At 59.6% G+C, this 20093-nt stretch carries 12 protein-coding genes; 6 read left to right on the top strand and 6 right to left on the bottom strand.

Going from position 1 to position 20093, the window contains the following annotated elements; all coding sequences use genetic code 11:
• Positions 1-513 precede the first annotated feature (513 nt).
• The 3 genes from HY011_17700 (at position 514) to HY011_17690 (ending at position 3125) form a co-directional block, all read left to right on the top strand.
• Positions 514-912 (top strand): rhodanese-like domain-containing protein, encoded by a 399-nt coding sequence (locus HY011_17700; GenBank protein MBI3424773.1) that lies wholly within the window; start codon positions 514-516, stop codon positions 910-912.
• 36 nt (positions 913-948) lie between these two features.
• A complete protein-coding gene (locus HY011_17695) occupies positions 949-1131 on the top strand; it encodes a hypothetical protein (GenBank protein ID MBI3424772.1) in 183 nt (60 codons plus the stop codon).
• Between the two features lie 581 nt (positions 1132-1712).
• Positions 1713-3125, top strand: a complete 1413-nt coding sequence (locus tag HY011_17690) for an SPOR domain-containing protein (GenBank protein MBI3424771.1) — start codon at positions 1713-1715, stop codon at positions 3123-3125.
• A gap of 244 nt (positions 3126-3369) precedes the next feature.
• Here the strand turns inward: HY011_17690 and HY011_17685 are convergent, their stop codons facing one another.
• On the bottom strand, positions 3370-7839 hold the full coding sequence (locus tag HY011_17685; protein ID MBI3424770.1) for an IPT/TIG domain-containing protein: 4470 nt from the start codon (positions 7837-7839) through the stop codon (positions 3370-3372).
• 1038 nt (positions 7840-8877) lie between these two features.
• On the opposite strand from HY011_17685, the gene HY011_17680 reads away from it, so the two are divergent.
• The 3 genes from HY011_17680 to HY011_17670 all read left to right on the top strand — a co-directional run bounded on the left by HY011_17680 (position 8878) and on the right by HY011_17670 (position 14026).
• Complete coding sequence (locus tag HY011_17680; GenBank protein MBI3424769.1) at positions 8878-11364, top strand: DUF1800 family protein; 2487 nt, start codon at positions 8878-8880, stop codon at positions 11362-11364.
• 107 nt (positions 11365-11471) lie between these two features.
• Positions 11472-12833, top strand: a complete 1362-nt coding sequence (locus tag HY011_17675) for a DUF1501 domain-containing protein (GenBank protein MBI3424768.1) — start codon at positions 11472-11474, stop codon at positions 12831-12833.
• A 167-nt stretch (positions 12834-13000) separates the two neighbouring features.
• Entirely contained in the window at positions 13001-14026 is a 1026-nt protein-coding gene (locus HY011_17670) for an alpha/beta fold hydrolase (protein MBI3424767.1), read from the top strand.
• 125 nt (positions 14027-14151) lie between these two features.
• On the opposite strand, the gene HY011_17665 is transcribed toward HY011_17670, so the two are convergent.
• The 5 genes from HY011_17665 to HY011_17645 all read right to left on the bottom strand — a co-directional run bounded on the left by HY011_17665 (position 14152) and on the right by HY011_17645 (position 20035).
• Positions 14152-15519, bottom strand: a complete 1368-nt coding sequence (locus HY011_17665) for a neutral/alkaline non-lysosomal ceramidase N-terminal domain-containing protein (GenBank protein MBI3424766.1) — start codon at positions 15517-15519, stop codon at positions 14152-14154.
• A gap of 178 nt (positions 15520-15697) precedes the next feature.
• Complete coding sequence (locus HY011_17660) at positions 15698-16612, bottom strand: amidohydrolase family protein (GenBank protein ID MBI3424765.1); 915 nt, start codon at positions 16610-16612, stop codon at positions 15698-15700.
• Positions 16609-17448 carry a sugar phosphate isomerase/epimerase gene (locus tag HY011_17655; protein ID MBI3424764.1) on the bottom strand — a complete coding sequence of 280 codons (840 nt, stop codon included), beginning with the start codon at positions 17446-17448 and terminating at the stop codon, positions 16609-16611. The genes HY011_17660 and HY011_17655 overlap by 4 nt, the downstream gene beginning before the upstream one ends.
• Positions 17449-17628: 180 nt before the next feature.
• Positions 17629-18750, bottom strand: a complete 1122-nt coding sequence (locus HY011_17650; protein MBI3424763.1) for a Gfo/Idh/MocA family oxidoreductase — start codon at positions 18748-18750, stop codon at positions 17629-17631.
• A gap of 208 nt (positions 18751-18958) precedes the next feature.
• On the bottom strand, positions 18959-20035 hold the full coding sequence (locus HY011_17645; protein ID MBI3424762.1) for a matrixin family metalloprotease: 1077 nt from the start codon (positions 20033-20035) through the stop codon (positions 18959-18961).
• Positions 20036-20093: the final 58 nt, after the last annotated feature.

Here is a 20093-nt window from a genome sequence, read left to right as displayed (position 1 = left end):
GGTTTGGGCGGCGCGGGCAGTGTGGCGGCAGGGTTTTCCTGCGACGCAGGCGTGGCGGAAGTGGATTCGGCCACGGCGTCAACGGCCTTCCAGGCGCAAGTGGAAAAGAGAATGAGCAACAAACAGCAGAGAATAAATTTTGAAAGCTTCTTCAACACGTTCGGATACAAAATAACAAGCTAACGGCATTACCGGTAAGCAACGGTGCAATGAAATGTGAACGGGTTAGGGTGGAGCCGAGCACCACGAGCATTTCAAACGGGACAAGCGGGGGAAGTGGCACAGGCATGCCATCATCGCTAAGGGAGGGCCAAAAATCAAACGCAAAGATTAACGAGAGGCAGGCGCAGGATTGTCGCTGTTAAAGGCTTCGTGTACACTACGGCTGGCATTGGTCAAACAGTGCAAGCACTCATCTGGCTGCGAACCGGTTCAAGGCAAAGCGCAGCACAACCAACAAACGCTGAACCCCGCAAGTTTTACTGAGCGGATCACGCTGAGGAAATGAACCTTATGGATAAACTCAACCTCCTAACGCGCAGCGCACTTTTGGCGTTGCTGGCTGGGTTGGGCACGGCCTGCCAGCAACCAACAGCGGCTGTGTCACCCCCCGGAACGGTGCCTGTGGCCAGTCCGTTGCCAGCGGCGAATGGCGCAGTTCAAAGTGCGCCTGCGGCGGCGGCGGCGGCGGCCCCCGCGCAAAACCCTGAAGATTCGATTCCGCGCGTGCCAGTGGCGGAAGCCAAAGCTGCTATTGACAGCGGCAAAGCGATCATCATTGATGTGCGCGGCCCTGACGCTTATAAAGCTGCCCACGTCAAAGGCGCGCTTGAGCATGGGTTGTCGCGGTTAGAACAGGGCGATTTCAAAGATTTGCCCAAAGACAAACGCATTATTGCGTACTGTAGCTGACCGTCCGAACACACGAGCGCCCGTGCGGCGCTGCTCTTGCAAAAAGCTGGCTTCACGAACGCGGGAGCCTTACTGGGCGGCAACATGGCTTGGGAAGCGGCTGGCAACGAGATGGTCAAGGCTCCGCCTGCCACACCTGCTCCGGCGGCTCCGGCTCCGGCGGCGCCAACCAAACCGGCGGCCAAACCTGACGCGAAACCTGCGCCTAAGAAATCGTAGTCTTTTTTGATGACCAACGTATTGAGCCGCTCTGCAATGCCAACCCGGCGTTCCCAGAGCGGCTTTCGCGTTCATGGACGAAAGCTTTGACCAGACATCTCTTATTCGCATTCCTGCGCAGGAAATCCTGGTAGGCAAGCCGCGCTGAGTTTGCTATAGTGCCGCTCGTGGCTGAGACGCTTTGCCCTTTAATTTTGCGTTCACGCTGCACCCCGAAACAGCATCCCTGCTTGATCCGAAACCCGTAACGACAAGGCCCCATAGCTCATTTCTACACACAGATCCTTGCGTCACTCTCACCCGTGCGCCAGGCAATTCTCAACGGTTGAAGTAGCAAGGTAGGTGCGCGCACAAAACAGTGCCGCCATAATCCTGGCCCGACCTTGACCACGTTGGGGCTAAGTTGGCCAAACTGGGTTGGCCAAACTGGGTTAGCCAAACTGGGTTAGCCAAGCTGGTCTGCGAACCCGGCAAGTCCTCGCATCCCGCGCGCCGTGGTTCGGTTAAGTTTGAATTTATCAGTGCTGCTATTTTCATAGCTGACCAAAGGCCCGTGTGACCCATGTGGCCCGTGTGAAAAGATGAGTGAGAATGTGATGATGGCTTTGGTGCGAACTCTCTGGTTGTGTCTATCTTTGGCGCTCTGGGCTGGCGTCGCAGTCGGTGTGCAGGCGCAGAATGGATTCGCTGTGCAGGTGGCGGCGGTGCAAACGCGAGCCGAAGCCGAAGCTTTGACCGGCGGGTTGCGCGAGCGCGGCCTGCATGCGTATTGGTTGATAGGCGAAGTGAGCGGCAAAGGCGTCTTTTACCGCGTGCGCGTCGGCGGTCAATTTGCCAGCACGCAACAAGCCACGGAATTCGGGCGCAAACTCGTGCTCGCCAAGTTAATTTCCGAATACACCGTTTTTCGCTACGAAGCGCCCGGCGCAGCCCTGGGGGCGAGCGGACACGCGCTCACCGAACGCGCCAATCCGCGCGAACGCAAAGGCGGTGAAACCAGTCGTGCGACAACTCCTGTCGCCAGCAAAAAGGCCGGCGGGACGCCTCGGACAGATTATCTGATTAGCGGCGATCCGCTGCGTGAGCCTGACGCCGCACAGTTGATTGCTCCACCGCCAGCCAAGACTTCAGGCGCCGCTTCCACACAAAAACATCAGGATGAAATCGAACTCGACGATTTCAAGGAATTTGCCCCGCCGATGCTGCAAGGCGTCATCGAGGCCAAAGACGGTCAATTGCTGGTGACGCTGCAAAATCGCAACAACCGCTATCGGTTTCGCGGCACGGTCAAATGGGCGCTCAGCGATGGCGAGCAGGAACGCCCGCAACCCGCGATGCAGATCGAAATCGCTCCGGGACAAGAGCAGGTATTTCCGCTCCAGGGCAGCGGCAAGAGCTATTTGCTGACCATTCTCGACGAACAAGGCGCGCCGTTGTTGACGCAGAATGGCGCTTTTGGGTCAGGCGGGCGGCAACAGGTCATTGCCGAAAATCGCTCGCCGCGCAATCTCGCGCCGAATCCAATCGGTCAACCCGGCGATGTGCCCGTCGAGCAAGTTGAGGAAGACGACGGCCGTCCACGACCGCCCCGGCCCGGCGAAAAGAGCGTGCTTCAAACGGCCAACTATCCGACCGGCAAAGTCGAGGATGGCAATCCGCCCGCCGAAACGGAGCCAGCCCCCGACGCGAAAAAAGACCCGGTTCAGCCGGGGGATGTCAAAGTGATCGTGCGCCAGGTGGCGGAAACCGCCGAGAATGTCACCATCGAATTCGAGATTCTGGCGCGTGAGCCTTTGGGGATGATCGCCATGACGATTCACACCGCCAGCACGTCCGATACCAAACAGGCGATCATGACGACCAAGCAAGGCCGGTTGCCGTTTCTAGCGCCGGCTGGCGATACCACAGGCAACATCAGTTACGAACTGCGCAATGAGCAGGGGGTGATCCTGGCGACAGGGAGCAAACCCTTTCGGGATTTAGCCAAGAATTGAAGTCCCTTTATGCCGGACTGCCGGATGAATCAGCAGACAAACCAACGCCACGCGCCCGGTAGCCTAAAGGCCGAACTCCATCAAGAAAAAGAAAACCACGGGGAGCGCGGGGGAGAGCAAGCATCGGACGACGTGCGTTGCTCAATGTTTACGTACCTTTTCGCTGTTTCGCTGTCCCCGTGTCCCCCGTGTCCCCCGTGTCCCCCGTGGTTTTGCCAAAGTTCTTTTCCCGCGAGGTACTTCGTTACGGCAACGGCCGGGTGAACACCGAACTGCCGATATTGCCTGCCGCCAGGCTGTTGCCGCTGACGACGAGGGCTTTGACAAAGAGGTTAGGGAGACCTTCGTTGAAAGGCGTCCAGAGTCCGCCGTTATTGATTGAGCGGAAGACGCCGCCAAAGGCTGAACCGACGAACAGGTTCTGACCGCTGGCGGCAAAGGATGACACCAGCACGCCGGTGAGGCCGGTGTTGGCCGCCGTCCAGGTCGCGCCGTTGTCGCTGCTGCGGAAGAGGCCGGTGGGGGTGCCGACAAAGAGCGTCGTGCCGTTCAGTCCCAGCGAATAGGCCGTGAGGCTGGAGAGGCCCGTATTCACCGCCGCCCAATTGTTGCCGCCGTCGGTGGAGCGGAAGACGCCCGCTTGATCGGTGCCGACAAAGACCGTACTACCGCTGGCGACGATGGACAGGATATTCAAGCTGCCCAAACCTGTATTCGCTCCCGTCCACGTAGCGCCGTTGTCGGTCGAACGATAAATCCCGCTGCCCGCCGTCGCGGCGAATAACGTATTGCCGCTCATCGCCAAGCCCGTAATCGCGCGATCCAGCAAGCCATTGTTGGCGGGCGTCCAATTCGCGCCGTTGTCGGTCGTGCGGAAGACGCCATCGCCTTCGCTGCCGGCATAGAGCGTCGTGCCCGTCACCAGCAACGACAGAATGATGCGATTGCCCAGCCCGTTGTTGACCAGCGTCCAGGCCGCGCCGTTGTTCGTCGTGCGGAAGACGCCGCTATAGGTGCTGGCGAACAGATTCGCGCCGTTGACGGCCAGCGCAAAAATGAATTGCCCGCTGAGGCCCGTGTTGGCGGCGGCCCAATTCGCGCCGCTATCGGCACTGCGCAAAGCCCCGCTGTTCGCGCCCGCGACCACGGCTGTGCCGCGCGCGGCCAGCGCATTGATGAACTGATTCGCCAGGCCGTTGTTGACCGCCGACCAATTCGCGCCGTTGTCGGTCGAACGGAAGACGCCGCCCACCTGCGATCCGGCATAGAGCGTCGTCCCGCTCACGGCCAATGAGGAAATGGCCTGAATGCCCAAACCCGCATTGACCGCCGTCCAGTTCGCGCCATTGTCGGTCGAACGGAAAACCCCGCCGCCATTGGTGCCCGCAAAAAGCGTCGTGTTGATGACGGCGAAGGATGAAATCGAGGGAAAGGTCAACCCTGTGTTGACGGCTGTCCAATTCGTGCCATTGTCAGTTGAACGGAAGACGCCGCCTGTCAGCGTGCCCGCGAAGACGTTGGAGCCAAGCGCGGCAAAAGCGTAGACGAGTTGTTGGCTCAACCCCGCGCCGGTGGCGGCCCAATTCGCGCCGTTGTCGGTGGTGCGAGCAATCCCGCCGGACACCAGACCCGCAAACACCGTAGTGCCGCTCGCGCCCAAAGCGAAAACATTCGGCGTGCTCAACCCGTTACTGGCGGGCGTCCAATTCGCTCCGTTGTCGGTCGAACGGAAAATACCAGCGCCGCCCAGCAGACTGGTTCCGTAGGTGCCCGCAAACAACGCCGTCCCGTTGGTCGTCAGTGCTGAGACGAACTGGCCAGCCAAGCCGTTGTTGGCGGGCGTCCAACTGGCTCCATCATTGGCCGAACGGAAGACGCCGCCATCGGTGCCGGCAAAGAAATTGTTGCCGCTGACCAACAAAACTCTGATCACCGCGCCCTCTGGCCCCGCCGTTTGCGCCCATTGCGTAATTGCGCCGCCGACGTTGATCGCCACTGACTTGCGGTCGGTCATGACTGGGCTGCCGTTGTCGGTGGCCGTGAAGGTCGCGGTCGCCAGGCCGGTTTGATTGGCGGTGGGCGTCCAGGTAAAGCGCCCGGTCGTCGCGCTCGTCTGCACGAAGCTTGCGCCGCTGGGCAGACTGGTTGCCATCAGCGTTACTGTCTGATCCGCATCCGGGTCTGACGCCGAAACGTTGAAGGCGAGTTGCTGTCCAACGCTGGCCGTTTGCGCCAGCGGCACGGATAGCACAGGCGCGCGATTGCCCGTGACGGTGAGCGAGGCGTTCAGCGTCGTGACGGCGTTCTGGTTATCGGTGGCCTTCAAGGTCAGCGGATACGTTCCCGCCGAGCCTGCGGGCGGGGCGATGCGTATGTTGGCGATGTTTTGAATGAGCACCAGCGTGACGAAGTTGGGGCTGGTCAGAACCAGTTGCACGGGTTGATCGGAATCAGGATCGCTCACCACCAGCGGGATGTTGCGCGTCTGGCCTTCGGTAGCGGTCAGCAGCGTCGGCGCGATCAATGACGGCGGACGATTGGGTTGCGTCGTTGGCGAAGGCAGCACCAAGTCGGGCGTGATGTGCGTCAGCCCGTTCGCGCCGACGGCGATGTTGTTGCGCGTCACGCTGTCGGTACGGCCAGTTGGTCGCACGAAACTGGCTTCGATGTTCAGCAGGTTATTGGCCGGGACGGGAATGTTGCGCAGCGTAAAGCTGCCGTTGCCATCCGTGAACGTTTGTTGCCCGCGCAAAGTGACCAGCGCGCGGCGCACGGGCGTTGTGTTATCGCTGTCTACCACGCGGCCCGTGACGGTGGTCAGCGGACGCGCGAGCGCGGCGAAATAGATGCTGGTTTCGGTGATCGCATTCGCGCCGGTTTCGACGCGCTGGCCGTCGGCGGAAACGGTGGCGACGCCTACGTCAACGAACTGGCCCAGCGTCGGGCTGCCAGCGGTTTGATCCAGTTTGTAAAGCCGCGCCTGTGCATTCGCCGCCAAGCCGTCGGTGTTGGGAAACGTCAGCTTGCCGCCCGGCGCGAGTTTGACGCCGATGGGTGAAAGTTGCGCAATGGTCGAACTGAAAATCCCGGCGGGCAGCGGCGTCGGCGTGCGGCTGTTGGTGAGCACCGTCAGGTAAATGCGGCCATCGGTGACACCGGCGGGAAAGGTGCCGACCGTGTTGTCGTCAAAACTGAATGTCACATTGCCGGTCGTGATCGTGCCGTTGGGCGCGAGCAGGCGGTGTTGCGTGAAGTCGCCTTCTTCAGCCGCGCCGCTGCCTTGCGTTTGAATCGAAGCGGCTTCGCCAGAGACGGTTTGCAGCGCGGTGGTGGTTTGCAGGTTGTCGCGGTTGGCGGTGGCCGTGGCGATTTTGCTGTAGGGTTGCATCGCCGGGGTCAGTGACAATTTTGACGGGTCAATTTTGAGCGTGCCGAAACCGGCGGGCACATCGCGCAACAGATAGGTGCCGTCATTGCGCGTCGTGGTTTTGAATGCGCCATAGCTGACTTCGACGCCGGGCAGCGGATTTCCATTCGTGTCGGTGGTGAGACCGCTGATGGTCGTGCGCACGCTGACATCGCTGTTGCTCGAACCCTCGCCGGTTGTCGTGCGCACGATGACGCGGCCGGCTTCCGCGCCGTAAGGCACACGCACGATCAATTGCGTGGCCGCAGCCGATTCGACCGAGGTTTCCAGCCCATTGACGCGCACCAGGTTGTTCGCGGCCACCGTCGAAAAGCCGACGCCGTTGATGTTGAGTGTTTCGCTTGCGGTGGCGAGCGTGGGCGCGAAACTCGTCACGGTCGGCGGGTTCGTGCCCGTCGCGCCCGCGATTTCGATTTCGACTTCGAGCGAAGAGAGTCCGCCGCCAATCACTGCGGTTTTGATTTTGCCGCGCCCCAGCAATTCGCGCGGGATTTCGACGTTGATCTGATCTACACCCACGAGGCCGCCCTGTTTGTTGGCGAATATCGGTGTCTGTTCGATGCCACCGATCAACACGCGCACATTCTCGGCCACGCCGTTGCCGCTGTTGCCATCGCTGTTAGGCAAGCCGCGAATGCCGCAGAGAAACAAAATCAGAAAGACGCGCTCGCCCGTCGGCCCCAGGTTGATGGCTTTGGTTTGCCAGCGATTGCTGACCAGTTGGGCGATGGTTTCGGTGGTTTGCGCGCCGTTCGTCGCCACACGCAAGACGATGGCGGCGGGGACGCCTGTGCCGTTGGAGTTGGCGGTGAAGATGGCGGGTGCGGCGCTGACGATGGTCACTTTGCCGGTGTGCGTGATGACGCCGCTACGCAAGACATTGACGGTTGCTTCACCCGCCGCCGTGCCCGCCGGGATCAAATAGTTGATCTGGCCTGATGAGACAAAGAACAACCCCGCGTTGACACCGTTGACCGTCACCGAAATCGTGTTGAGCGTGGTCGGCAGCGGCGTGGTGGTGGCCGATGCGGTACTCGGTGCGAGATTGCTGCCAAAACCGGCGGCGATGCCTTCGGGCGTGAGGTTAGTTTCAAAACTGGCGGCGGACAGGGAACTGAACGCCGCTGGCGTTTGAAACGGCGCGCTGAAGCCACGCGCATTGCCAATGAAACTCAGCCCGCTGAACAAGAGCAAATTGACGCAGACGAGCGCGCCGAATTGAACAACGTGCAACTGTGCGCGGCTGGTGAGAACTGACTTGGAAGAAAATTGATTTCGGAGTTTCATCGGATAAATCCTCTCGCTGATCATGGCGCTGAATTTTGATTCCGTTCCAAACTGGAACCTGGGGGAAGACTGCCTTGCTGTGCGCGCGGTGAGGTCGGCGCGCGGCAGTATATGTCGGCGGTCCGGATATGCCAAAGTTATTCGACCGTACCGCAGGCTGCCAGCAGGGCTTTTGCAAAGTCCTCAAAACACCCGCCAAAGACATTACACTGATTCCTGACTCCTGATTCCTGCTATAGATTTCAAGAAAAAGAATTTCCGAATTGAACCCGCGCAGCGGGTGGCCAGCATAGATCCCAGGGTGAAGGCGCAGCCGCAACCCTGGTGCCGGTTGCATGAGCAGTAAGCCCGTGAAACGGGCGGCAGAGACTGGTCTGTCGCCCATTTCACGGGCTTACTGCTCACCCTGTCGCCACCCAGGGCTAACGCCCTGGGCTTTATGCTGTCGCCCGCCTTCGCGGGCTTGCTACGGAAAAGCATTATCTTGAAATCTATAGTTGGAAAATGCCGGCTGATTTTCCAGCTAGCGGGAATCAGGAATCAGTTAAGCCGCTCAAGTGCTCTTGTTGGCGGCTTTGAATTCAGCCTCCCTCCGCTTCCCCGTCAATTTCTTTGCGGCAGCCCGCTGCCAACTGACAGGCTGCGATACGGTATTCGCAGTGCCAGGATTTACCTGTGCGGTTGGTAGCTGCAAGCGCCCCAAACAAGATTCCCTGAAAAAGTTTTTTCTCTCACCAATATGCATCCCCGCCGCCCATCGTTTAGCGGCGAAACCGTAGATGCCCCTGCTGCCCGATGCCCTGGCGGTCAAATGCCGAAAGTCGCCGCCGTTCCCCAAAAGCGCAGCACTCCTCTCTCTCCCACGTGTTAGTCCGTTAATTGTTTTCGTGTCATGCGCACGTCGCATGGACTGGGATTCACCCTAACCATGCCTGGCGGACGGGTCATGCACACGCTAGCGCGCAAACGCTGTGTTTGCGTACCCCACAAAATCCCAAAACTAATTTAGGGCCAAACAGATTTAAGGAAAAAGAAGCTATGCGTCTCAATAACAGGTGGCGTGCGACAGCCGCAGGGCTGTTTGTACTGGTCTGTCTCTGCCTGGTGCAAACCAACTCGTCAGCTCATGCGACGACTTTTTCAGCAGCACCCCTGGCAGTGACGGTGACGGTGGATCCGGTCACAGTGATCTTACCTTTCAACACAACCAAACAATTCAAAGCGACGGTCAGCGGCGCGGCGAATACGGCGGTGACCTGGTGCGTCAATAACATCCCCAACGGCAATGCCTCGGTCGGGACGATTGATGCGGCGGGGAATTACAAAGCCCCCGCCGCCTTGCCGCCCGGCAATCCGGTGACGGTCAAAGCCGTGAGCGTGGCCGATCCCAATGTTTCGGGCAGCGGCGCGGTGACGGTGGTATATCCGGTCGCGGTGTTTAACTGGTGGTCACCGAGCAAAGTGCCGCTGGGCAATACGACCTTCGATCTCTATAGCAATAACAATACGTTTTATAACGGCGCGGTCGTCAAGTTGGGCGGGGTGGCCTTGCCGACGACCTATGTTTCGGCGGGCCAGTTAAAAGCCACCAGCAATGTGCTGCAATCGGGCAGCGGCTACGTCACGGTGACGAATCCTGGGGCGGCTGCTTCGAGTTCGCGACTGGTCGAATTCGGGCAAGGCATTGTCATTACAGTTGCGCCCGCGACAGCCACGGTGGCGACGTATGCCAAACAGCAATTCACCGCCACCGTCACAGGCGCGCCAACGACCCAAGTGTATTGGGGCGTGGTGGGCGGCAGCGTCAATGGCACGATTTCAGCGAACGGTTTGTACACTGCGCCGAATGCCGTGCCTGCCGGGCCGGTGACGATTCGCGCGGCTGCGGCTGCCAATACAGAGCGGCAAGCCACGGCCACTGTGACCGTAGTATTGGGGCCGCCGCCATCACCCACGCCAACGCCGATGCCGTCACCGATGCCATCACCATCACCATCGCCGAGTCCTGTGCTTTCACCTTCGCCAAGTCCATCACCTTCCCCCTCGCCCTCGCCCGCGCCCGCGCCGACGCCCGATGCGCAAACATTGGCTGTCGGACGCTTTCTGGATCAGGCGACCTTTGGGCCGACGTCGGCGTTGATGACATACGTCAAGCAGGTCGGTATCAATCAATATCTGGACGAGCAGTTCCTCGCGCCCGAGTCAGTCTATCCGAATGGCATCAACTCGACGGCGACCGAGATGACCGATCAGTTTTACCTGCACTTCCTCAACGGGCAGGATCAGTTGCGGCAGCGGGTGATTTACGCGCTCAGCGAAGTCATCACGATTTCGCGCAACAAGAACTATTACCCGAACATGCTCATCCCCTGGCAGCAGATTTTGAGCAAGCACGCCTTTGGCAATTACAAGAACCTGCTCAAGGAAATCACGCTCGACGCTTCGATGGGCAATTTCCTGGACATGGTCAACAGCACCAAACCGCTTGGTGCGAGCGGCGCGAATGAAAATTACGCGCGCGAATTGATGCAGTTGTTCAGCATCGGCCTGTACAAGCTCAATCCGGACGGTTCGCAGATGCTGGACGCCGCCAACAAACCGATTCCGACCTATAACCAAACCGACGTGCGGCAATTGGCGCTGGCCTTGACCGGCTGGACGTTCAACCGCAGCGGCACACCGCCGACCTATCCGAACCCGAACTACTACCCGGGGCCGCTGTATCCGCTGCCGTCTTATCACGACACCAACTCAAAAACCTTCCTGGGCACGACGCTGCCCGCGAATCAGACCATCCAGAAAGACCTGGACGACGTGATTGACACGATCTTCAATCACCCGAACGTCGGGCCATTCATCTGCACCCGCCTGATTCACGCGCTGGTGACGAGCAATCCGTCAGCAGCGTATGTCACGCGCGTTGTGAATGTCTTCAACAACAACGGCCTTGGCGTGCGCGGCGACCTGGCCGCCGTCATCCGCGCCATTTTGATGGATCAGGACGCGCGCAATGACGCGCCGCCGAATGATTTCGGACGCTTGCGCACGCCCGTGCAAACGCACATCGCGCTGATGCGCGCGTTGGGCGGCACGATTACGCCGAGCCTCTACGCCTACGTTTATGACGAAATGGGCGAGAGCATTCTCAATGCCCCGTCGGTCTTCGGTCATTACTCGGCGCTCTATCGCATCCCGAAACAGTCGCCGCCGCTCAACGGCCCCGAATTCCAGATTCACGGGCCGGGCGAGACGGTCAACAGCGGCAACTTCCTGTGGGGCTTTATGAACTACTACAGCACCGGCATCTGGGATTTGTCCTGGCTGTTTGCGCTGGGCGGCAATCACACGGCCTGCATCAATGCGGTAGACACCTTGCTGCTCTATGGCCGTATGTCGCCCGGCATGCGCCAAACGCTGCAAACCGCGTTGCAAACGTCGCAAACCGCTGGGGCCGATGCCAAACACCGCGCCCTGACCGTGCTCTATCTGACGGCGATGTCGAGCGAGTATTTGGTGATTCGGTAAAGAGAAGTGGTCAGTGGTCAGTGGCTAGTGGTCAGTCGTGTGGCGGTTGCCCGCACTGACCACTAGCCACTGACCACTGACCACTGACAAAAAGAGGTGAACAAACAATGAAACAAGATTTATCCCGACGCAATTTTCTCAAACTCACGGCGAGCACGGGCCTGAGTGCGGGCATGGTCGCCGCGCTCGGTCAATTCGAACAGGCCGCCGCCGCGCAGGCACAGGATTACAAAGCGCTGGTCTGCCTATTCCTATTCGGCGGCAACGACGGCCACAACATGGTCATTCCCATGTCGGCCAGCGAATACCCGGTGTACCAAGCCAAACGCGGCGGCCTGGCGTTGACCGGCAATCACCTGTTGCCGATCACGACCACGAATGGCGGGCAGTACGCGTTCAATTACGGCATGGTCGAGCTACAGCAATTGTTTCAGCAAGGCAAGCTGGCGGTGGTCGCCAACACGGGCACCTTGAGCCAGCCGACGACACAGCAGCAGTATCAGCAAAACGCGGTGCCGCTGCCGACGCAACTGTTTTCGCATTCCGATCAAGTCGTGCAAATGCAGGCGGGCTTGGCGGCGAATACTGGCTGGGGCGGACGTATCTGTGATTTGGTGCAGGCGAACAATGCGAACTCAACCTTTCCGGCTTCGATCTCATTTAATGGCGCGGCGCTGTTTTGCAACGGCCAGGTCGTGTCGGGCACGAGTTTGCAACCCGGCAACGATCTGAGCCAATACGCGATGAGCGGCGGCTGGCCCTTGGCTGCGACCGACGCCCGCGCTACGGCGCAAAAGCAACTGGTCACGCTCAATAACAGCAATCGCCTCGTCGCGGCGGCGGACAAAATCATGAGCGATACCTGGGCGCTCAACGGCCTGCTCAAAGGCATCGGCAACAACGGCGGATTGACGACCGTATTCCCCAGCAGCCAACTTGGCAATCAGTTAAAAGACATCGCCCGTTACATCAGTTTGCGCGCGCAAACCGGGGTCGGGCGGCAGGTCTTTTTCTGCGGGCTGGGCGGCTTCGACACGCACAGCGGGCAGGATTACCAGCAATGGGTGTTGCTGCAACAGGTCAGCCAGGCGTTGAAGGCGTTTTATGACGCGACCGTCGAGATGGGCATCGCCAATCAGGTCACGGCGTTTACGCTGTCGGATTTCGGGCGCAGCTTGCAACCCAGCGGCACCGGCACCGATCACGGCTGGGGCAGCCACTATCTGGCACTCGGCGGCGCAGTGCTGGGCGGTCAGGTTTACGGCAAGTTCCCGCTGCTGAATCAGGCCGATTCGGCGTATGACCCGAATGCGTTTGCCGACAATCGCGGCGTACTGTTGCCCTCGACCTCGCTGGCGCAATACGGCGCGACCCTGGCGAAATGGTTCGGGGCACCAACCGCACAATTGACCGGCTTGTTCCCTGAACTCGCCAATTTCGGCCAGCAAGACTTAGGCTTCCTGGCCTAACGTAAAGCGGCCAACGTTGATGCTTCGCAAAAGAGCATGGAGTTCAAACTTTAGCTTGTCTGGCGCGCCCCTAGTGCGCTCCGGCAGCCTGTAGGCTGAACTCCATGCTCTTTTGCTTTTGCACGCCCTCACGCCGGTTAAAAAAAGCCTCTATACTTCGCGCTGCTATGCGCAATCGAATCGGACTCCCGACGCTCAATCGCCGCGCGTTGCTGCGTTCATTGGCAGCCGCATTCTTCCTTCCTGCTCAAGCTCGCGCTCCGCATAACCGCGCCGAATGGCAGCAAGCCCGCGCCGCCACACTCGCCGCCATGCAACGCGTGATGGGCGCATTGCCGCCGCGTGCCAAACAGGCCGTTGAGATGGAGACCCTCGAACGCGAAGACCTGTCCGCCTTCACCCGCACCAAGATTTGCTACTTGAGCGAGCCGGGCGATTGGGTACCCGCCTATTTGCTCGTGCCCAAACGCCCGAAGCGCCACGCGCCCGCCATGCTCTGCCTGCATCAAACCGTCAAAATCGGCAAAGCCGAACCGGCGGGCCTCGGCGGCAATCCCGAATTGCATTACGCCCAAGAACTGGCCGAACGCGGCTTCGTCTGCCTCGCCCCAGATTATCCGTATCTCGGTGAAAACAGCTTTGACCCTTATCAACACGGTTACGCCAGTTGCACCATGAAAGGCATCGTCAACCACATGCGCGCCGTAGACCTCTTGCAATCCCTGCCGCAAGTGAATGCCCAACGCCTCGGCGTCATCGGGCATTCGCTCGGCGGACACAATGCGCTGTTTGTCGCGGCGTTTGACGAACGCCTCAAAGCCATCGTGACGAGTTGCGGCTTCACTTCGTTTGGCAAGTACTACGGCGGCGATTTGACGGGCTGGAGCGGGGTGCGCTATATGCCGCGCATCGCGGAACAGTTCGGCAAAGACTCGGCGCTTATGCCGTTTGATTTTCCGGACGTGTTGGCGGCGCTGGCCCCGCGTCCGCTATTCATCAATGCGCCGTTGCGGGATGCGAATTTTGAGGTGAACGGCGTGCGCGATTGTGTGGCGGCGGCACAGCCAGTCTATGAAAAGGTGTTTCGAGTTGGTGGACGGTTGCAGGCGGTTTATCCCGACGCAGCGCATTCATTTCCCGACGAACAAAGAGCACAAGCGTATGCGTTTCTCGAACGCTGGCTGAGGCGTTGAACCTGGGTACGCACCGCTTCCAGCGTGCAGGTGTGGCGTCAGACCAATTCAGGCTGACGTATAACCCTTCAGCACGTTTTTGTTTGCTGCCACGCTTGCACGCTGGAAGCGGTGCGTACCCAGATTCATCTCGTTGATTTCCGTCCCACCCGCCGCGCCAATTCACGTGTTTTGCCGATGATCTTCTCTTCCAATGCTGGCGACCAGGAAGCCGGCTGATCGTAGTAGATCATCGAATCCACCACTTCATACCCGCCCTCGCTGAACATCCGCGCCGACGGGATGTAAGCCATGACTTCGTTGGTATAACCCGCGACCCACAAGCCGCGCGCGCCCAATTCGCGTTTGAGCCGCAACACATAATCGGTTACGACTTCGCCCGCCAACCCAATCAGCGTGAAGTCTTTGCCGAGTTGGAAGACCTGGATCGTGTAGGGATAGTCGCCCGCCAGCTTCCCGTCGCGCGCATAGCGTTCGAGCATGCGTTTGGCGTGGCGTTGTTTGAAGACATCTTTGTCATTCAACCGTGCCGTGAATTCTTCGCGCGTGGGCAACGGGCCGAAGGGCAGGGCGATGCGTTCAAACGCGGTCTTGAATGTGCCGCTGATGTTCAGGCGGCTGCTTTGCAAAACTTGCGTGACAACGGCAGCCAATGCTGTGCCGTGAGCCTGGGCGTTTTCGAGCTTGCTGCGCGGGTACGGATTGATGTCGGCGCCGCAACCCATCACGAACATGGCCGTCGCGCCGGGATGTTCGGCTTCGATAGCCAATTGCGCGAAGCCCGCATAATCGCCGCTGATAGTGTAATGCTCGCCCGTCAGCGTCGTGTTGTGGCAGGCGTAGCCGAAGACAATGCCGCGTGTTTTGCCGTCTTCAGATTCGATCAGCAGCACGGGCACGTCATGGTCTACGGGGCCAGCCTCGTTGACGCCGATGCGGATGCTGCCATCGGCGGCGCGTTGGCGGCGGTTCCTGGCGAAGCCGCCCACGCCGTGCCCGAACGAAATTTTGGCCGGGGCCAGGTCTTGCAACGCCGCGCCGATGACGCGCACGGCTTGATCTTGCAACCGTTCCGCAAACGCAGCGACGCGCGCGGTTTGTTCGGCGTCGAGGTCATACGCACCGATCAAATTGGAACGCACGATGGGTGCGGTGTGCGTGTGCGACGAGTTGAGCATCAACTGTTCGCGGCGCAACCCGAATTGCTGTTGCGCGCGCCCGGCAATGGTCGCGGCGACCTCGCGCGAAAAGCCGAGGATGTCGCTGGTGACGAGTACGACGCGGTTGCCGCGTTCGTCTTCTAGCGCCAGCGCCTTGACCCAGAGGTCGTGCAGCTTGCCTTCCGACGGTTTGTTGCGTGCGGCATACCCCGACAGCCAGGTCGGTTGTTCGGGCGTAATGACGGCGCGGGCCAGCCCGGCTTTTAGCGGTTTGGCGGCAGCCGTAAGCGCCCCGCACAACAGCACGAGGGTGACGAGGAAGATTCTTTTCATAGAGGTTCCTTTGCGAGAGAAAAGCGTTGGACAACGTGAGTTGCAACCAGCTTCCCTGATGCCTGACCCCTGGTGCCTGGCCCCTGAAACCAGAAAATGCGACGAGTTTTGCTCGTCAGGAGTCAGGCACCAGCGGTCAGGCATCAGCGCCTTGAACATGCCACTTTCAGGTGATTCGTTAGTTGATCTTCAAGACGCGCCGCGCATTTTCGTACAGCAACTTGCGCGCGACTGCCGGACTTGCCAGCCGGTGAATGGCTTCGATCATGCGGATGCCGCAACACTCTTTCACCTTCGTATCAATGTCTTGGCAGTCGCTGCCATAGAGCAGTTTGTTTTGATGGCGCGCAAAAAAACCGCGCGCGTGTTCTTCGTCACGCGTGACCGAATTCAACCCCGAACCTGCTGAGAGATCGGCAAAGAAATTCGGATAGTCGCGCAACCAGCGGTCGGTCAAACCACCTTGCGTGACTTTGCCGGTTGGATAAAGCACTGACTGATCGTGGTTGAGATCAACGTTGCCCCAGACCGATTGCGCGTGGCCGATGAAATTGACCTTGAGGAACTTTTTGAGCATCTGCTCAAAGCGCGCGAAGTTCGTGTTGAATTTGCCGTACTGAAAATGCAGCAGAATCGGCACGTTGTATTCCTGCGCCAGTTCGGCCATGCGCTGCGAATACACCGAATCACTCTCGACGCGGAACTTCTGTTCGCCGATGCCGATGGCGCCTTGCTTCAAGTATTTCTCAATCGTCGCGCGGGCATCCGGCGCTTGCGTCGTTTCGTTGGCGAACGTCACGAACTTGTCGGGGTAGCGTTTGACCAGCGCCATGCACGATTCGTTGCTGTAGATATACCCTTCCAACCCATCGTATGTCCCGCCCGGCAGCAAGACAGTTTTGGTCGCGCCCAGGGCCTGCTGATGCATCACCAGCCCCGTGTCGTCGCGGCCCCAGTAATGCGTGTGCTGGTGAATGTCTATCAATGCTTCTGCCAGCGGTTCTGCCGCGCGCGGATTTGGCAGCAAGTGCGCACAGGCGGTTGCCGTTGTTGCTGTAACGAACGCGCGTCGTGAAAGCGTGTGAGAGTTCATTGCCATTCAAGCTCCGTCAGATAAGTTTCCACTGCCGCTTTGCATTGTCGAATTGTTTCCAGCTCGCCGTTGATATGCGGCTCCAGCGAAAGCGGCCCGCCGTAGCCGCTTTCTTTCACTGCCCGCAAATGACCGCGCCAATCCAGCATCCCGCCGCCCGGCACGACCCAGGTAGGCAGGCCGCTGCCACGCGGCGCAGCAAGCTGGTCTTTGATGTGGACATTGGCGATGAACGGTGCCGCCTCGGCAAACTCAGCCAGCGGATCGCGCCGCCACCTCCACGCATCGTTGCACGGGTCGTAGTTGATGCCGAGCGCGGGCGAATCAACTGCGCGAATCATTCGTGCCGCTGCTGCTGCCGAATCGGCAAAGCAAACTGGCTCCGGTTCAATCAACAGTTTGAGGTTGGCTGCGCTTGCCCGTGCCGCCGCTTCGGCCAAACAATCCAACACCCACAGCGGCGGTGCTTCGGCAATGACCGTGTCCGCGTTCGCCTCCGTCGCGCCCGGTTTCTGAAAACCGAAGACGATCAGGGCTGGCAGCTTCCAGCGCTGCGCCCATTCGACCGCGCGCGGAAAAACCTCGGCCATTTCGTGTCGAAACTTTTCCGGCGTGTCCGTCCATTTGAACAAGCCCGGCGAGAGCGCGGTCAGTGTCAGCCCTTCGCCCGCGCAGATGCGTTCGATCTCGCCAAGCTCTGCGGCATCGCACAGCGGCGCGCGGCCCGATTGCAAGAAACGGATTTCGTAGCGGCGCAAACCCGCTTGCATGCCGACGCGCGCGGCGGCGCGAAAGTCACGGCTGATTTCATCGGCGACGATGCCTAGTTCTTTCATAACAGTGATCGTGAAGTTTGTGTTTGACGTGTCGCGTCTTTGGAGTGCGTGCGGCACAGGCCGCCGCTTTGGTAGTCCTTTGGCGTTTACGAAATGAAGGGCATACCAAAGCGGCGGCCTGTGCCGCGCGCACTCCAAAGGCTTCGCCAACCGGCAGCGACTCGTTTCCTTTCGCTGCGTTTATAACTTGACGGCTTGTCCCGTGCGCGCCGCTTCATAAACGGCGTGCACGACGCGCAAATCTTCGACGCCAGAGGCAATGGAAACCGGCGCGGGGCGGCCAGCGCACACGGCCTCCAAAAAGAGCCGATGCTGGTTGAACGGATTATGCACCTCGCCCAGCAAGGGCGCGGTGATCGTTAAGGTTTGCTGCGTGACAGCCGCGCCGGGAGCGCCAGGCGCTTGGCTGGCGCTGTTGGCGGCATACTTGATGACATTACCGTTGAACGCGCCCGCATCCGAATCGAGAATCAGCGTTTGATTGCCCAGGTATTCAGCCGTGCCGCGCGTGCCGTGCACTGCAAGCTGTTCGCCCGCCGTGTTCCAGGCCATATCCAAGGTCGCCAGCGCGCCGTTGCCAAATTCTAGAATCGCGCAGGCGAGGTCTTCGCCTTCGATGCCGGGGCAGTGCAGGTTTTTGGTCATCGCCGCGACGCGCACGATGGGCGAATCCAGCAACCAGCGAAAGAGGTGCACATAATGCACGGCCAACTGGATAAAACAACCGCCGCCCGTTTGCGCCAGCGACGCCCGCCAATTGGTTTCACCGCGTTGCAATTGCCGCGCGACCGCCAAGCCGCCGCGATGCATCAGGCGCGCGTAAAGATGCGCGATGTCGCCAAACCAGCCTTGTTCATTCATTGCGCGCAGGTCGTGCATCAGGGGCTGATCGAAATAGCTGAGATACAGCCCGCTGATGACGCCGCGTCGTGCGGCTTGCGCAGCGGCTTCAGCAATCACGACGGCATCTGCCAACGATGTTGCCACAGGTTTTTGCAACAGCAGGTGTTTGCCCGCCGCCAGCGCCGCCACGGCTTGATCGCGATGCAAATGGTTGGGGGTGTTGATGACGACGACATCAACATCGGCGGCCAGTGCGTCGTTGAAATCGGCAGTGGTACGTGGTTGCAGTTTAGCTTGCTCGGCATTTGTCGCCAGTGCTGCCGCGTGCGCGGCCCGCTTCAAATCGGGATCAATGCAGGTCACCACACTGACACCGGCGAGATCGCGGTACACACTCAAGTAATGTTCGGCGATGCCGCCGCAACCGACAAAGGCGGCGCGCAGTCGTTCACGTGTCATTTTTGGTTGAAGAGGGTTTTGCCACAGAGGCACTGAGTCACAGAGAGAAAGCAAGAAGGGCATTCACGTAGGTGTCGTGCAGCTTCTCTTTCTCTCTATGCCTCTGTGCCTCTGTGGTAACCAGGTTGTAATGAGCCAGAAGAAGCGTGTGGCCGAGAGGATCGCTTGATCCCCTCGGCCACGCAGTGTACCGCATCAACTGTCACAATCAATAGATCGTGATCGTGCGCGGTTGAGCCAGCCCGTTGTTGGCCGCGCTGTTGTCCCATTCGTCCACGTTATTGTCTTTGTCCAGCAACACGCCCAGGTAATACACGCCCGGCGGAGTGCCGGCGGGAATGTGCAAGGTGCGTGAGAAGGTCACCGTGCCGCCCGCCGAAACGTGCGCGCCGACGTTGGTGCCCAGCAACGTGTCAAAGGTCGTGATGTAGTTGTTGGTCGAGAGATAAAACCCGATGTTGAAATTGCCTGACGCGGCGCTGCCGATGTTTTGGAATGTGCTTTCAATCGTCACGTTCGTGCCATCCGCCGCGCCCGCAGGCCCGCTGACCAGCGCGCTCGACCCCGCGCCCGTGCGTTTGTAATTCAAGGCGACCAGATCGGGTTTGGCGGTGCCGCCTTGCGGGTAGAGGAAGCGCAGCCCTTGCCGCGCGTCGGCGGTCGGGATCATCAGTTTGCTGTACGAGAGCGGGCCGCCATTCGGGTAAAACGAATTCATCGTGTCGAGCACGTCGTCTTCGTGTTTCAAGCCCAGCGCGTGACCGAACTCGTGCACGGCGACGGTGCGGAAGTGAATGTTCGGCGACGTATAACTAAACGCCGACGTATACCAATTTTCATCCACATCGAAGATCACATCCGCCTCTTTGATGTCGGCATCGTCAAACGGATAGCAGAGGTTGTACCAGGTGTGTGTCACGGCCAGCGTGTCGCCCGGGCCGTCAATCTCGTCGAAGACGACTTCGTTGACATCGTTGTGGCCGTATGTGCCGTTGGTGTCGAGCAATTTGATAAAGGTGAAGTTGGAACGCTCCACCGCATTCCAGGTGTCCATCGCGGCATTCACTTCGGTCGTGAACGGATTGCCGGCGGGGAACGAGACCGTGTTGACATGCATGCGCGCGCAATCGTCGCACTCTTCGCTCCAGGTGATAGGGTCGGTGCCGTCATCGCAGGTCAGGTAAACATAGGCTTGGCTGATTTGCGCGGGCAAGGCCAGGCCAATGGTGAAGGCTGCGGCAATGAGTAGCCCGAAAATTGTCTTGCGTGTCAGCTTGAATTTCATAGTTCCTCCAATACTCGTCAGTTTTCGTCTCTTTCGTTTGTTCGCGTTGACTTGGTTG

It is taken from the genome of Acidobacteriota bacterium (assembly GCA_016196035.1).
In the GTDB taxonomy this organism is placed as follows: Bacteria; Acidobacteriota; Blastocatellia; order RBC074; family RBC074; genus JACPYM01.
This window is presented reverse-complemented; position numbering and strand designations above follow the sequence as displayed.